Source organism: Paracoccus albus, assembly GCF_027913035.1.
GTDB classification, from domain to species: Bacteria; Pseudomonadota; Alphaproteobacteria; order Rhodobacterales; family Rhodobacteraceae; genus Paracoccus; species Paracoccus albus.
Genome location: NZ_CP115775.1, coordinates 3,152,104 through 3,165,824 on the forward strand (window position 1 = coordinate 3,152,104; position 13,721 = coordinate 3,165,824).

The window sequence follows — 13,721 nt, forward strand, 5'->3', positions numbered from 1 at the left end:
CCTGGAACTATCCTGTTCGATTCAGGAAATGCTAAACCTTCGTGGCTAATGGAGGAATCGGGACGTTGGCTGAACCAGTTGTGAGGCGATCGCGAGTCCCGAAAACTTTGCTCATTTTTCTTTAGGCCGGAATGATTTGATTCTGGCGGGATCGGTTTCGATATAGCCCGCGCCAAGCAGGTCCAGGCAATAGGGGACAGCCGCGAACACTGCGTTCAGGCAGGTGGCGATGGCCGAAGGCTTGCCGGGGATCGTGATTATCAAGGTTTTTCCGACGCTTACGGCGGTCTGGCGCGACAGGATCGCGGTGGGGACTTCTCGCAGCGAGGCGCGGCGCATTTCTTCGCCGAAGCCGGGATATTCGCGTTCGGCGATGTCGGAGACGGCCTCGGGCGTCAGGTCGCGGGGGGCCGGCCCGGTGCCGCCGGTGACGAGGATCAGGTCGGCGGTTTCGGCCAGTTCGCGCAGCTTCGCGGCGGTGCCCTCGCGCCCGTCGGGGATGATGGCGCGGGTGATGTCCACACGAGAAACAATGGTTTCGCGCAACCACGCCTCGGCGCCGGGGCCGCCCTTGTCTTCGTATTCGCCACGCGACGCGCGGTCCGAAACGGTGAGAATGGCGATGCGGGCGGGGCGGGTTGGATCACTCATGCCGCGCAGTCTGGCCGGAGCGGCGGCGAAGCGCAACGGGAAGCGTGCGCAGGGTGTTGCGCAGGCGCGGGACAGGGCGCGGCACGGCCAGGAATTGCAGGGGATGACGGGCGCACAACACGTCCACCGGGCGTACACAGGCTGTACACGGGGCGTACACCGGTTTGCAGGCTGGGCAATGGTGGAGTGACGCGTGGCAGCGGGCGACCGTAGGGGTCCGCTGCCTGCCTTTGTGGCCGGGCGGTTTATGATGACGTGTCGCTGTGCGGCTGCTCGGCGTGGAGGGGTGGCGAAGCGGGTGCCCGTGGGGCGATGCTGCGTCGGTAAAACCGTTTGGGATGCCGGGCGGGAGATGTAACGCGACCGCTGGCTGTTGCGCTTATCTATTGGCTGTCCGGGGCTGAGAACCAACAGAGGGCAGCGGGCGACCGTGGGGGTCCGCTGCCAGCCTTTGTGGCCGGGCGGTTTATGATGACGTATCGCTGTGCGGCTGTTCGGCGTGGAGGGGTGACGAAGCGGACGCCCGTGCGGGCGGTCGTCCGCTGCCCGGCGGCGCTAAAGCGCCTTGTTGCGGGCGGGTTCTGAGAAAGGCACTGGCGAACCCTTCGGACGAGATCTAGGCTAGGAACGTTGATAGCAGAGGGTCATAAATTGCAACCTTTATGCGGTGGCATTATGCGCGACAGACTAGTGAATTGCTCGTAGCGACCCTCTTTCCTTTCGTTCACCGTCAGCATCTCCGGCAGTTAAACTCCAGACGAGCGCCTCAATTTCTCCAAGCGGGAGGCTGAGTTCTCGCGCGATGTCCGCCTTGGTTACGCGCTCTTGCCAGAGCATCGTCAGAACTTGACGCCAGACCTTTGATTTCTCGCGCCGGATGCCGTTCGGCTCGCCGGTGCGATAGCCGCGCTTAGTCAGGTCGATGCATATCGACTTGTATTGCCACTCCGACAGTCGCTTCAACCGGTGAAGACGATAGGCCATCGCCATTGCCGAAACACGCCATCGGGCTTTGGCGCGAATGACTGTATCAGTCGTTACTCGCCTCGGAATGCGGGCTATGACATCCTCGGCGGGCATCAGGAACGCCGAAGCAAAGGCATTGGCCTCTCGTTCGACATTTCTTCCCTTCTTGGGGTCGCCATGCATGTGCATGACGAGGTGAGCAAGCTCATGTGCGGCATCGAAGCGACTGCTTTCAGCGGTCTTGAAATTGTTAAGGAACATGTACGGTTTGCCCCCGCGCCAGAAAGAGAAGGCATTGACCGACGCGGTATTCTCGGTGAGTGAGAACAGCCGAACTCCTTTGACTTCCAGAAGCGCCATAAGGTCTGCGATGGGTTGCTGCCCGAGCGACCACTGCTGCCGCATTTGAGATGCTGCAACCTCGGGGTCGCTTTCATACGACAGATCGATCAGATCGGGCTCGGGCAGGCCAAATCGCTCCTCGACCCATCCGCTTAACATCAGCCCCACCGATCCGGCGCCGAGAGAGGCATCGCGCTCCCTAGCCGTCATCTTCGAGAACGAGCGGAAACTGACAGCGCCAGGATCGACGGCATCGACCTTGGGTCCGAAGAAGAACTCTTCTGGGTATTCCAGCGCCTCTGCAAGCTTCCCTACCGTATGCGGCTCAGGCTCGTTCCGGCCCTGCTCAAGACGTTTGACGGTGTCGACGCTTAATCCAGCCTGTTCGGCAAGCGCTTTTGCCGTCAGCCCTCGCCGCGCACGTGCCAATTTCAATCGTGATTCTTCGAACATAACGCGCCTATTTGCGTACGATCTTGGGCTCGAAGTCCTCTGCGATACCTTCGTCGTCGAGATTCAGAAGCGTATCTTCTTCATCGCCTTCTGGAAGCAGGAAGATGCGTTCGACGGCACCTTCGAAAGTTTTTCCGGAAATCTTGGGGCGGGTAATTTCTGCCCGTCCTGCTCCGTCGACCATGAGGTAGTAGAAAGCGTGGCCCACTGCATCGTCGCGCACAAAATACCGAAGCTCGTCAGGATCGAATAGCATTGGGCCGCAAGCGCGTTCCGACGCCGCACCCTTGTCGGAGCGCGGCTTCGGGGCCTTTTCGCCACATGCGCGATCGACGTTGCAGAAGCCGATTCTCAGCCCCATCTCATCATTGCGTATGGTCTCGACGCCGCCTTTCCTATCGATGCGCCACTTTTCACCAATAAAACCTTGGCGAAGAGATGCGATGCCCTCATGATAGCCAAACGTGCCCGCCGCGTTCGAAGGATGCAGCGCCGTCGCGTTTCCGCTCGCGGTGCGAGCAGCGCGGACCGCGTTGATCAAACCCTCTGTCGACAGGCCCATCTCGGCGATACGACACTCAGCATCCCAAGATTCCTTCAGTACCTTCGTCGCAACCCATTCAGCCATCTTTAGTCCCTCATGCCCGTTTTCTTTCCCTACTTGTAGGTCAAAAAAAGGGGCACGGTCAAGATAGCCGTTGCTTTCTTGCTCTATGCTTTCGTGCGCTTCAAATCTGCTCAAGTCGGCCTTGGCACTGCGCTGACTTGATTAATTGAATTCTTTGTAAGGGTTCTTAATTCCCTCAAACCCGCCCATTCCGCGCCGCGATCAACTTCAACCGCAGCGCATTCAGCCGGATGAAGCCCGCCGCGTCCTTCTGGTCATAGGCGCCGGCGTCGTCCTCGAAGGTCACATGGGCCTCGGAATAGAGGGAGTGGTCGGACCAGCGGCCGACCGTGTGCGCTGACCCTTTATAGAGCTTCAGCCGCACCGTGCCGGTGACGTGTTCCTGCGATTTGTCGATGGCGGCTTGCAGCATCTCACGCTCGGGCGAGAACCAGAAGCCGTTATAGATCAGCTCGGCATAGCGGGGCATGAGGCTGTCTTTCAGGTGGCCGGCGCCCGCGTCCAGCGTGATCTGTTCGATGCCGCGATGGGCCTCCAGCAGGATGGTGCCGCCGGGGGTTTCGTAGATGCCGCGGGACTTCATGCCGACAAAGCGGTTCTCGACGAAATCCAGACGGCCGATGCCGTGTTTGCGGCCGAGATCGTTCAGCTCTGTCAGGATGGTCGCGGGGGACATCTGCTGGCCGTTGATGGCCACGGCGTCGCCGCGTTCGAAGGTGATCTCGATATGTTCGGGGGTGTCGGGCGCGTCCTCGGGGCTCACGGTGCGCTGATAGACGTAATCGGGGGCCTCAACCGCGGGATCTTCCAGCGCCTTGCCCTCGCTGCTGGTATGCAGGAGGTTGGCATCGACGCTGAACGGGGCCTCGCCGCGCTTGTCCTTGGCGATGGGGATCTGGTGTTCCTCGGCGAATTCGATCAGCTTCGTGCGGCTGGAGAGGTTCCATTCGCGCCAGGGGGCGATGACGCGGATATTGGGGTCGAGCGCGTAGCAGGAAAGTTCGAAGCGGACCTGATCATTGCCCTTGCCGGTGGCGCCATGGGCGACCGCATCCGCGCCGTGTTCGCGGGCGATTTCCACCAGCCGCTGCGAGATGAGCGGGCGGGCGATGGAGGTGCCCAGCAGATAAAGTCCTTCATAGACGGCATTGGCGCGGAACATCGGGAAGACGAAATCGCGGGTGAATTCCTCGCGCAGGTCGTCGATATGGATGTTCTCGGGCTTGATGCCCAGCAATTCGGCCTTTTTGCGCGCCGGTTCCAGTTCCTCGCCCTGACCGAGATCGGCGGTGAAGGTGATCACCTCGCAGCCATATTCGGTCTGCAGCCATTTCAGGATGATCGAGGTGTCGAGACCCCCGGAATAGGCGAGGACGACTTTCTTCGGCGCGTCGGACATGGCGAACCCCTTTTTGAACTGGCGTAGGGAATAGGGCTTAACGCAGCGCGTCACAAGGGGCCGGGGCGTCAGATCAGAAATTGCGCCAGCAATTCGTCCTGGGTGATATCCTGGAAGGTAAACCCGCCCTCTGTCAGGCGGGTTGCCAGCGATGTCAGGTTCGCGGGGTCAGTGGTTTCGATGCCGATTAGGACAGAGCCGAAGTTGCGGGCCGATTTCTTCAGATACTCGAAACGGGCGATATCGTCATCCGGGCCGAGCAGCATCAGGAAATCGCGCAGCGCTCCCGGACGCTGCGGCAGGCGCAGGATGAAATATTTCTTGAGGCCCGCATAGCGTTGACCGCGTTCCTTGACCTCTGGCAGGCGCTCGAAATCGAAGTTGCCGCCAGAGCAGATGCAGACGACGCGGCGACCGGCAAGCTGGCCGCGTTCGGCGAGGTCTTGCAACACATCCACGGCAAGCGCACCCGCCGGTTCCAGAACGATGCCTTCGACATTCAGCATCTCAAGGATGGTGATGCTCAGCCGGTCTTCAGGTGCGGTCAGGACCTGTTCGGGTGAGAACTGGCGAAGCTGCGAAAAGGGCAGGTCGCCGATCCGCGCGACGGCGGCGCCATCGACGAAGCTGTCAACGGCGGGCAGGGTGACTTGCGTTCCGGTTTCAAGCGCGCCTTTCAGGCTGGCCCCGCCGCGCGGTTCGACAAAAACGAACTCCGTCTGGGGCGAGGCTTCAGCCAGATAGCGTGTCACGCCCGCCGACAACCCGCCGCCGCCAACCGGCAGGACAACCAGATCGGGAGGGGCGGGAAGCTGTTCCAGCATTTCCAGTGCCACCGTCGCCTGCCCCTCAATCACGTCGGCGGCGTCGAAGGGAGACAGGAAGGCTGCGCCATGTTCCGCGGAAAACGCCTGCGCGGCGGCAAGGGTCTGATCGAAATAATCGCCGGTCAGCACGATTTCCACGCTGTCGCCGCCGAAGATGCGTGTCTTGGCGATCTTCTGCTGTGGCGTTGTCACCGGCATGAAGATTGTGCCCCTCGCCCCGAAATGGCGACAGGCGAAAGCCACGCCCTGCGCATGATTGCCCGCGCTTGCGCAGACGAAATGCCGGGTGCTGCCCGCTTCAATTGCCTTGCGCATGGCGTTGAAGGCACCGCGCAGCTTGTAGCTGCGCACCGGGGTCAGATCCTCACGCTTCAGCCAGATCTCGGTGCCGTAGCGGGCCGAGAGGTGGTCGTTCAGTTGCAGCGGAGTGGCCGGGAAGAGGTCGCGGAGCGCGGCTTCTGCGGTTACGACGGAGGAGGTGAAGTCGGTCATGCGGGCACCTGTGAGATGTGGCGACACGGGTGGCATGTTGGGGAGCGGAGGTCAATGTGGGGTGGTAGGTGAGTGGCTGGTATGCGGGACAAAGCATACCTCGCTTCCAGCGAACAGTTTTCCTAGTTGCGGGATATTCTGGGATTGGAACGGCTCGATAGTCGAGTGGCAATCCGTCGACGCCGCCAGATTGCAACAATCGATCGAAGTGCCCCCTGAAAGACCTTCGCTCGGGCTGCCTCCATAGATCGTCGATTTTGATCGTAGATATGTCTCATGGCGTCACTCCATCTGACAAGTTGCGGGCCTTTGATGCTGACCAGTTTCGCGGAAGGGCTGCTTTCCGGCCAGTGAATGGACGGTATCGCCGCCGGTACACTATCGGAACTAGGTGAAAGTAGCTGCAAGCGGTTAAGCTGGCTTGACAGGAGGAAATGAAAATGGGTGAGAAAGGCTACAATCTCTTTTGCCCGCTTGCGATGGCCTGCGAGGCGCTGGAACCGCGCTGGACCCTGCTGATCTTGCTTGAAATGTGGAATGGTTCGACGCGGTTCAACGAGTTGCGTCGCGGCGTGCCGGGAATTTCGCCAAGCCTGCTCTCCAGGCGCCTCAAGGATATGGAGGCGCAGGGGTTGATCGAGAGGCTGCACGATCCAGCCAAGGACACGGTGGATTATCTGCGAACCCCGATGGCCGTCGAGCTGGAGCTGATCATCGACCAGCTTGGTAAATGGGCACGGCGACACATGCGGGCGGATGTGGCGCTCGGCGATCTAAACCCGGACTATCTGATGTGGAATCTGCGCAGGAAGATCGATCGGTCCGCCCTGCCCATACGCCGGACCGTCATTCGCTTTCACTTCACGGATTGCACGGGCGATCAGGAATACTACTGGCTGATCGCAATGCCCCATGGCGAGGTTGATCTTTGCAAGAAGGACCCGAAGTTCGAGATCGATCTGTTCATCGAAGCGACAAGCAGGTCCGTTGCGTCGATCTGGCTGGGCTATTCTTCATGGCGGGCAGAGGTCGCACGCGAGCGCGTGTTTCTCAGCGGCGACCGGGTGCTGGCGAAGAACATCGATAGATGGCTGTTGGAATGTGGCTTCGTCGGTCGCGGCTAGCACGGGTTAGCTTCGTAGCTCGTATTCAAAATGTCACATTTGGGCTCAATCCAGACAAAGGTTTCGTCTCGCTTTCTGCCCGGAGCAAGGCGCATCGCGCCGCTGGGCGAGCGCCTGCCCGTTCGGGCGGGCTGGCGCTTTGGTGACGTCGGCCTTGTAGTTCCGCGAAGAAATGTAGGTGGCGGGATAAAGTGCTCCGCTCAGCCGTTGCTGCGCCATCCCACGGGCAGGCGCTCGCCCTTTTGCTGCGCTTAGGGCAAGCGTTGCGGCGTCAGATCCGCTCTATTGCCAGTGCGATGCCCTGACCGCCGCCGATGCACATGGTGATGAGGGCGCGTTTGCCTTGGGTCCGGTCCAGTTCGTACATCGCCTTGACGGTGATGATCGCGCCGGTGGCGCCGACGGGGTGGCCAAGGGCGATAGCGCCGCCATTGGGGTTCACCTTGGCCGGGTCGAGGCCGAGTTCCTTGTTCACGGCGAGGGCCTGGGCCGCGAAAGCCTCATTCGATTCGATGACGTCGAAATCGCTGGCGCTCAACCCGGTTTTCTCCAGCAGCTTCTGCACGGCGGGGACGGGACCGATGCCCATGACCTCTGGCCGGACGCCTGCGACGGCATAGCCCAGAACCCGGAAACGCGGGGTCAGGCCGGCGGATTTGGCGGCGTCGGCGCGGGCCAGAACAATGGCCGCCGCGCCGTCATTGATGCCCGATGCGTTGCCTGCGGTAACGGTGCCGCCTTTCTTGAACACGGTTTTCAGGCCGGCAAGCTTTTCGGCCGAGGTGTCCTTGGGGTGTTCGTCGGTGTCGAAGGCAACGATGCCCTTGCGGGTCTTGACCTCTACCGGGACGATCTGGTCCTTGAAATAGCCTTCGGCAATCGCCTTGGCCGCGCGCGTCTGGGATTCGAGGGCGAAGGCGTCCTGCGCCTCACGGCTGATGTCATGCTCGTCCGAGACGTTTTCGGCGGTGACGCCCATATGGCCAGTGCCCATGGGGCAGGTCAGCGCGCCGGTCATCATGTCCAGCATCTGCACATCGCCCATCTTCGCGCCGAAACGCGCGGCAGGGACAGCATAGGGCGCGCGGGACATGCTTTCGGCACCCCCTGCGACGGCGAAATCGGCGTCACCCAGTTGCAGCGCCTGTACAGCAGAGACAATAGCCTGCGCGCCGGAACCGCACAGCCGGTTGACGTTCATTGCCGGTGTCGTGTCTGGCACGCCCGCCTCCAGCATGGCGACGCGGGACAGATACATGTCACGCGGTTCGGTGTTCAGGACATGGCCAAAAACCACGGTGCCGATCTGGTCGGGGGTGGTGCCCGCACGTTCAATGGCGGCCTTGGTGACGGTGGCGGCAAGGTCTATCGGCGGGATCGCGGCGAGGCTGCCGCCGAATGTGCCGATGGCGGTGCGCGCGCCGGACAGGATGACGATATCGGAATCGGACATATTGGTTCCCCCAGATGATATGGCGCTAATCTATGTTGCCGCGCAGGCTGTGCCTAGGTTAACCCTGCGTCGGTTTGATACGCGGGCCGGTGCCGTCGCGAAACGCCGCAAGCCTTTCGCGGGCGGCTGGTTGGGTGTTCACGACCCCGGCAATGACGGATTCGGAATATGAGGCATCCAGCGGTGACATATTCTGCATATGGCTGATGGCAGAGCAGATGGCGAAATTGGTCAGCGGCAGGTTTTCGGCGCAGCGGCGGGCGATGTCATAGGCTTTGGCAAGGCTGTCTTCGGCGATATAGTTGGCGAGGCCCACGGTCACGGCCTCTTCCCCGCGATAGAGCCTGCCGGTCAGCATCATGTCGATCATGCGCGATTTGCCGATCAGGTCGGCCACACGGATCGTGGCACCGCCGCCGGTGAACAGCCCGCGCTGTCCTTCGGGCAGGCCGAAATATGTGCTGTCGTCGATCACCCGGATATGCGCGGCGGATGCCAGCTCCAGCCCGCCGCCGACCACGGCACCCTGCAGGGCGGCAATGATCGGCACGCCGCCATACTCCATCTTGTTGAAAGCCTCATGCCAGTGCAGGCAGACACGCATGAAATCAGACGGCGAGCGGTCTGCGGCGTGATGTTCGACCAGATCCAGCCCGGCGCTGAAGTGATCGCCCGCCCCGCGCAGCACGCAGGCCCGAACATTGTCGCGGGGCAGGGTGCGGAAGATCTCTATCAGTTCATCAATGGTGGCTTCGTTCAGCGCATTGCGCTTGGCGGGACGGTTCAGGGTGACGGTGGCAATGCCGTGATCGTCGACCTCCAGCAGGATGTTTTCCAGTTTCAGCTCGGCAATGCGGGGCATGGGTCAGCCTTTCTCGATCAGGTGGATGACAACCGGAATAGTCGCGACGCTGGCCGCCGTCGAGATCAGGATCGCGGACGAAACGCGCTGCACGGCGATACCGAAATATTCGGCCAGCATGAACACATTGCCCGCAACCGGCAGGGCTGCGGCAGCGATCATGACCCCGGCGGCGAAGGGGTTGACGCCGAACAACCAGCAGGCGGCGGCGACGGCGGCGGGATGCAAGGCCAGCTTGGCAAAGGACAACCAGACGGCGATGACGGGGCGCTCGGCGCGGCGACCGACAAGGCTGGCACCGATGGCAAACAGCGCGCCGGGTGTGGCAGCGGCTGACAGGATGTTCAGGAATTCCAACGCCGGACGGGGCAGGGGCAGGTGCAAGGCCGACCACAGCAGCCCTGCCAGCATCGACATGATCATGGGATTCGCGACCAGCCCGCGCAGCAGCAGCCAGATGGTTTGCAGGCGCAATCTGCCCTGTCTTGCGCCGGTGATGATGACGGTGATGAGTGTCGAGAACACCACGAGGTCAATGATAAGGATCAGCAGGACCGGACCGGCAGCGGCTTCCCCCAGCAGCACGATCAGCATCGGCACGCCGAGGAAGCCGGTATTGCCGATGACATAGCAATGCGCCTCCATCGCCGCTTCGGGCCAGCCGAGGTTGCGGGCGCGTCCTATCGCCATTGCGATGCACCACAGCAGCATTGAACCGCAAAGGTATGCGGCAGCGAAGGCGGGGTCCCAGATTTCGTTTATGTCCAGCGTGGCGGCAAAGCGGAACAGCATGGCCGACAGCGCGAAATAAAACACGAAGCGGGTCAGCCAGACGGCCCCTTCCGGCGGGAAGATGCGGGTGCGGGCGGCGAACCAGCCAAGCCCGATCAGGGTGAAGAATGGCAGGGTCTTGATGAAAATCGCCAGCATTGATCCCATCCCGCTGGGGGCGAGGCCCCTGACGGGGTGAACAGATCATCCGAGGGACGGAGTTGCAAGGCGGTTGAGCGGGGGTGAGGCCATTGCCCCGAAGCAAGGGGCGACAGCCCCGCCGGACCAGCGTCCGAACGCCCGCTCGGGCGGACGCTGACCCTCTGTCTAGTCGTGGATCGCGCCGATATGATCTTCGCCACGCTTTTCGGCCAGCTCGACCTGATGCTGGCGTTCGCGAAAGCGAGAGCGGTCCGCGTCGGTATATTCCGACAGGCATCGGTGGCATGAGACGCCCACTTCATATTCCGGGCGAGCCTTGTCCTGCGCCGACAAAGGCCTACGGCAGGCGTGGCAGAGGTCGTAACTGCCATGTTTCAGCCCGTGGCCAAGGCTGACGCGCTTGTCAAAAACGAAGCACTCACCCTGCCATTTGCTTTCGGCTTCCGGGACCTCTTCCAGATATTTCAGGATGCCGCCCTGCAGATGGTAAACCTCCTCGACCCCTTGCGAGATCAGGTAATTCGTCGATTTCTCACAACGTATGCCGCCCGTGCAGAACATGGCGATGCGCTTGTTGTGGAAGCGATGCTTGTTCTCCTGCCACCATGCCGGGAAGTCGCGGAAGGATTTTGTGCCGGGATCGACAGCACCGTCGAATGTGCCGATCTCAACCTCGTAATCGTTGCGGGTGTCGATGACGGCGACATCTTCTGATGAGATCAGTTCGTTCCAGTCAGCGGGCGCGACGTAGTGGCCCACGCTTGACAGCGGGTCCACATCGGGCTGGCCCATTGTGACGATTTCAGGTTTGACGCGCACCTTCATGCGACCGAAGGGCATGGTTTCGGCGGTGCTTTCCTTCCAGACCAGATCGGCGCAGCCGGGCAGCGCCCGGATATGGGACAGCACAGCGTCGATCCCCTGGCGCGTACCGGCAATGGTGCCGTTGATCCCTTCCTTCGCCAGCAGCAACGTACCCTTGACCCCCTGCGAACAGGCCAGCCTGGCCAGCGGGGCTTTTATGGCCTCTGGCTCGGGGAAGGGGGTGAAATGATAAAGCGCGGCAACGGTCAGCATTTGCTGGCCTTAACCGCCGCGTCCCGAGTCGTCAAACTACAATGGGGTATAATGGACCAGCCGTACCATGAAACCTGCGGTATGGTTGGGGGATTGTTCAGTATCACCCTTACGCAATATGTGCTGCGCATTGACGCCGGGGACGCAACTGCTACGAAAGATCAACGGAGGATTTGCCGATGCCCAACGCCTTGATCGTGATCGATATGCAGGTCGATTTCTGCCCCGGTGGCCGTCTGGCGGTCGGTGGCGGGGATCAGATCGTCGCACCCATCAACGACCTGATGGCGGATTACGATGCGGTTGTGCTGACGCAGGACTGGCACCCGGAGGATCATGCCAGCTTTTCCGATAATCATGAGGGTGCGGAACCATTCTCGACGGTAGAGATGCCTTATGGCACGCAGGTGCTGTGGCCGCGCCATTGTGTGATCGGATCGCCGGGCGCAGCGTTTCATCCGGCCTTGGCGGTGGATGTTGCGGATATGGTCGTGCGCAAGGGCTATCGTCCCCAAATCGACAGCTATTCGGCTTTCTTCGAGAATGACCACAAAACCCGCACGGGTCTTGAGGGCTATCTGCGCGAGCGCGGGCTTATGGTGGTGGACTTCGTCGGCCTCGCGCATGATTTCTGTGTAGCTTGGTCTGCCATCGACGCCGCGAAACTGGGCTTTACCGTGGGCGTAATCGAGGATGCGACGCGTGCCATTGACCTGGACGGATCGAGGAAAGCGGCGCAGGAAAATATGCGCGCAGCAGGAGTGGTGCTGAAATGATGATGCCCAATGTCGATATCGCAAGCCGCGTCTACAACCACCGCTGGAAGATCGACCCGATCGTGCGGTCGCTGCTGGATACGGATTTCTATAAGCTGCTGATGTGTCAGTCGGTGTTCCGCAACAAGCCGGACACGAATGTCACGTTCCAGCTTATCAACCGCACCAAATCGGTGCCTCTGGCCGAGATTGTGGATGAGGTGGAACTGCGTGAACAACTGGATCAGGTGCGCAATCTGCGGCTGACTCGTGGAGAGTCGACCTGGCTGCGCGGCAACACCTTCTACGGCAAGCGCCAGATGTTTCGCCCCGATTTCATGGAATGGATGGAGAACGTCCAGCTTCCTGAATATGAGCTGTCGAAGCGTGATGGCCAATACGAACTACGCTTCGAAGGCAAATGGCCCGAGGTGATGCTGTGGGAAATCCCTGCGCTTGCGATCATCATGGAATTGCGGTCTCGTGCGGCGACAAAGGATATGGGCCGGTTTGAATTGCAGGTCCTCTATGCCCGCGCGATGACGCGGGTGTGGGAGAAGATCACCGAACTCAACAAGCTGCCGGACTTGAAGATTGCTGATTTCGGGACGCGTCGGCGGCATTCCTATCTGTGGCAGGACTGGTGCGTTCAGGCGATGGGCGAAGGTTTGGGCCATGCGCCGGATGGAAAGTTTATCGGCACCTCGAATTGCCTCATCGCCATGCGCCGCGATCTGGAGGCCATCGGCACGAATGCGCATGAATTGCCGATGGTCTATGCGGCCCTTGCCAACAGCGATGAGGAGTTGCAGCAGGCACCTTATCGCGTGCTGGCGGACTGGCATGAGGAACATGACGGTAATCTGCGGATTATCCTGCCTGATACCTATGGGACAAAGGGATTTCTGGACGGCGCGCCGGATTGGCTGGCGGGCTGGACGGGGATCCGCGTGGACAGCGGCGATCCGGTCGAGAATGCGGAAATCGCGATCCAGTGGTGGAAGGATCGTGGAGAGGATCCGACCCAGAAGCTGGTCATCTTCTCGGACGGGCTGGACGAACAGAAGATCGAAGATCTTTACAACCGCTTCAATGGCCGTGTGAAGGTCAGCTTCGGTTGGGGCACGCTGCTGACCAATGATTTCCGTGGGCTGGTCGAAGGCAATGGGCTGGACCCGCTGAGCCTGGTGTGCAAGGCGGTCGAGGCAGAGGGGCGCCCGACGGTCAAGCTGTCCGACAACCCCGCCAAGGCGATGGGTCCGGCGGATGAAATCGAACGCTACAAGCGGGTCTTCGGCGTCGGCGAGCAGGAGCGGGTCGAGGTTTTCGTCTAATCCGGGATCGGCGCCCAGAGCGCCTGCGCCTCTGCCGACATGCGCGACAGCACGCGGTCAAAGTCGATTTCGCGGACTTCCTTGCGGATTCCCCAGACCAGATCGTCAAGGATGCCTGCGGGCGCGAAATTGTGGTCTTGTCGGAGCGTAAGGATCTCTGCCTCGATCTCTGCGCGGGGAACCCACGGTTTCAATGGCGCAGAAATGTCCCACCGCCATGTCAGTATCGCCCGCATGACGGCCGGCAACTCATTGCCGAATGTCAGCACCTGATCCGGCGGGACGCGGCTGCGGAATGCGCGGAAAATGCCATCGGTTGCGGTGTAGATGACGTTGTCACTTTCCAGAAGTGTGCGTTCGCGCATGCTTTTCAGATAGCGCCGCCATTCGTCGGTGGCGTGGCGATAGGTGAAGGGCATGGGCAT

The 13,721-nt window shown here is 61.0% G+C and carries 13 protein-coding genes; 3 read left to right on the forward strand and 10 right to left on the reverse strand.

The features are described 5' to 3' along the window. Positions 1-111: 111 nt before the first annotated feature. The 5 genes from mog to ilvA all read right to left on the reverse strand — a co-directional run bounded on the left by mog (position 112) and on the right by ilvA (position 5,758). Entirely contained in the window at positions 112-687 is a 576-nt protein-coding gene (gene mog, locus PAF20_RS15830) for a molybdopterin adenylyltransferase (protein WP_271071553.1), read from the reverse strand. 651 nt (positions 688-1,338) lie between these two features. Further along, on the reverse strand, positions 1,339-2,412 hold the full coding sequence (locus PAF20_RS15835; protein ID WP_271071554.1) for a helix-turn-helix domain-containing protein: 1,074 nt from the start codon (positions 2,410-2,412) through the stop codon (positions 1,339-1,341). A 7-nt stretch (positions 2,413-2,419) separates the two neighbouring features. Next, on the reverse strand, positions 2,420-3,154 hold the full coding sequence (locus tag PAF20_RS15840) for a hypothetical protein (protein WP_271071555.1): 735 nt from the start codon (positions 3,152-3,154) through the stop codon (positions 2,420-2,422). 61 nt (positions 3,155-3,215) lie between these two features. After that, positions 3,216-4,439 carry an argininosuccinate synthase gene (locus tag PAF20_RS15845; RefSeq protein WP_271071556.1) on the reverse strand — a complete coding sequence of 408 codons (1,224 nt, stop codon included), beginning with the start codon at positions 4,437-4,439 and terminating at the stop codon, positions 3,216-3,218. A gap of 68 nt (positions 4,440-4,507) precedes the next feature. After that, positions 4,508-5,758 (reverse strand): threonine ammonia-lyase IlvA, encoded by a 1,251-nt coding sequence (gene ilvA, locus PAF20_RS15850; RefSeq protein ID WP_271071557.1) that lies wholly within the window; start codon positions 5,756-5,758, stop codon positions 4,508-4,510. Positions 5,759-6,198: 440 nt separating this feature from the next. On the opposite strand from ilvA, the gene PAF20_RS15855 reads away from it, so the two are divergent. Further along, a complete protein-coding gene (locus tag PAF20_RS15855) occupies positions 6,199-6,882 on the forward strand; it encodes a winged helix-turn-helix transcriptional regulator (RefSeq protein WP_271071558.1) in 684 nt (227 codons plus the stop codon). A gap of 271 nt (positions 6,883-7,153) precedes the next feature. Here PAF20_RS15855 and PAF20_RS15860 read toward each other — a convergent pair whose 3' ends face one another. From PAF20_RS15860 to trhO, 4 genes are all read right to left on the reverse strand, one after another. Next, the gene (locus PAF20_RS15860) at positions 7,154-8,335 is read right to left on the reverse strand and encodes an acetyl-CoA C-acyltransferase family protein (RefSeq protein ID WP_271071559.1); all 1,182 of its coding nucleotides are present in this window, start codon (positions 8,333-8,335) and stop codon (positions 7,154-7,156) included. Positions 8,336-8,393: 58 nt separating this feature from the next. Continuing rightward, complete coding sequence (locus PAF20_RS15865; RefSeq protein ID WP_271071560.1) at positions 8,394-9,197, reverse strand: crotonase/enoyl-CoA hydratase family protein; 804 nt, start codon at positions 9,195-9,197, stop codon at positions 8,394-8,396. A gap of 3 nt (positions 9,198-9,200) precedes the next feature. Beyond that, positions 9,201-10,127: an AEC family transporter gene (locus tag PAF20_RS15870; protein ID WP_271071561.1), complete on the reverse strand. Its 927-nt coding sequence runs from the start codon at positions 10,125-10,127 to the stop codon at positions 9,201-9,203. A gap of 168 nt (positions 10,128-10,295) precedes the next feature. Continuing rightward, complete coding sequence (gene trhO / locus PAF20_RS15875) at positions 10,296-11,207, reverse strand: oxygen-dependent tRNA uridine(34) hydroxylase TrhO (RefSeq protein ID WP_271071562.1); 912 nt, start codon at positions 11,205-11,207, stop codon at positions 10,296-10,298. Between the two features lie 179 nt (positions 11,208-11,386). Between trhO and pncA the strand changes: the two genes are divergently transcribed. Together pncA and pncB are read left to right on the forward strand one after the other, a co-directional pair. Continuing rightward, entirely contained in the window at positions 11,387-11,983 is a 597-nt protein-coding gene (pncA, locus tag PAF20_RS15880; protein WP_271071563.1) for a bifunctional nicotinamidase/pyrazinamidase, read from the forward strand. Continuing rightward, a complete protein-coding gene (gene pncB / locus PAF20_RS15885) occupies positions 11,980-13,296 on the forward strand; it encodes a nicotinate phosphoribosyltransferase (RefSeq protein ID WP_271071564.1) in 1,317 nt (438 codons plus the stop codon). Before pncA ends, pncB begins: the two co-directional genes overlap by 4 nt. Here the strand turns inward: pncB and PAF20_RS15890 are convergent. Beyond that, on the reverse strand, positions 13,293-13,721 hold the full coding sequence (locus tag PAF20_RS15890; protein WP_271071565.1) for a DUF2267 domain-containing protein: 429 nt from the start codon (positions 13,719-13,721) through the stop codon (positions 13,293-13,295). The genes pncB and PAF20_RS15890 overlap by 4 nt on opposite strands.

Coding starts and splice junctions, on each gene's coding strand:
- PAF20_RS15835 (WP_271071554.1), bottom strand. CDS start 2,412: ATGTTCGAAGAATCACGATTGAAATTGGCACGTGCGCGGCGAGGGCTG.
- PAF20_RS15845 (WP_271071556.1), bottom strand. CDS start 4,439: ATGTCCGACGCGCCGAAGAAAGTCGTCCTCGCCTATTCCGGGGGTCTC.
- ilvA (WP_271071557.1), bottom strand. CDS start 5,758: ATGACCGACTTCACCTCCTCCGTCGTAACCGCAGAAGCCGCGCTCCGC.
- PAF20_RS15855 (WP_271071558.1), top strand. CDS start 6,199: ATGGGTGAGAAAGGCTACAATCTCTTTTGCCCGCTTGCGATGGCCTGC.
- PAF20_RS15860 (WP_271071559.1), bottom strand. CDS start 8,335: ATGTCCGATTCCGATATCGTCATCCTGTCCGGCGCGCGCACCGCCATC.
- PAF20_RS15865 (WP_271071560.1), bottom strand. CDS start 9,197: ATGCCCCGCATTGCCGAGCTGAAACTGGAAAACATCCTGCTGGAGGTC.
- PAF20_RS15870 (WP_271071561.1), bottom strand. CDS start 10,127: ATGCTGGCGATTTTCATCAAGACCCTGCCATTCTTCACCCTGATCGGG.
- trhO (WP_271071562.1), bottom strand. CDS start 11,207: ATGCTGACCGTTGCCGCGCTTTATCATTTCACCCCCTTCCCCGAGCCA.
- pncA (WP_271071563.1), top strand. CDS start 11,387: ATGCCCAACGCCTTGATCGTGATCGATATGCAGGTCGATTTCTGCCCC.
- pncB (WP_271071564.1), top strand. CDS start 11,980: ATGATGATGCCCAATGTCGATATCGCAAGCCGCGTCTACAACCACCGC.
- PAF20_RS15890 (WP_271071565.1), bottom strand. CDS start 13,721: ATGCCCATGCCCTTCACCTATCGCCACGCCACCGACGAATGGCGGCGC.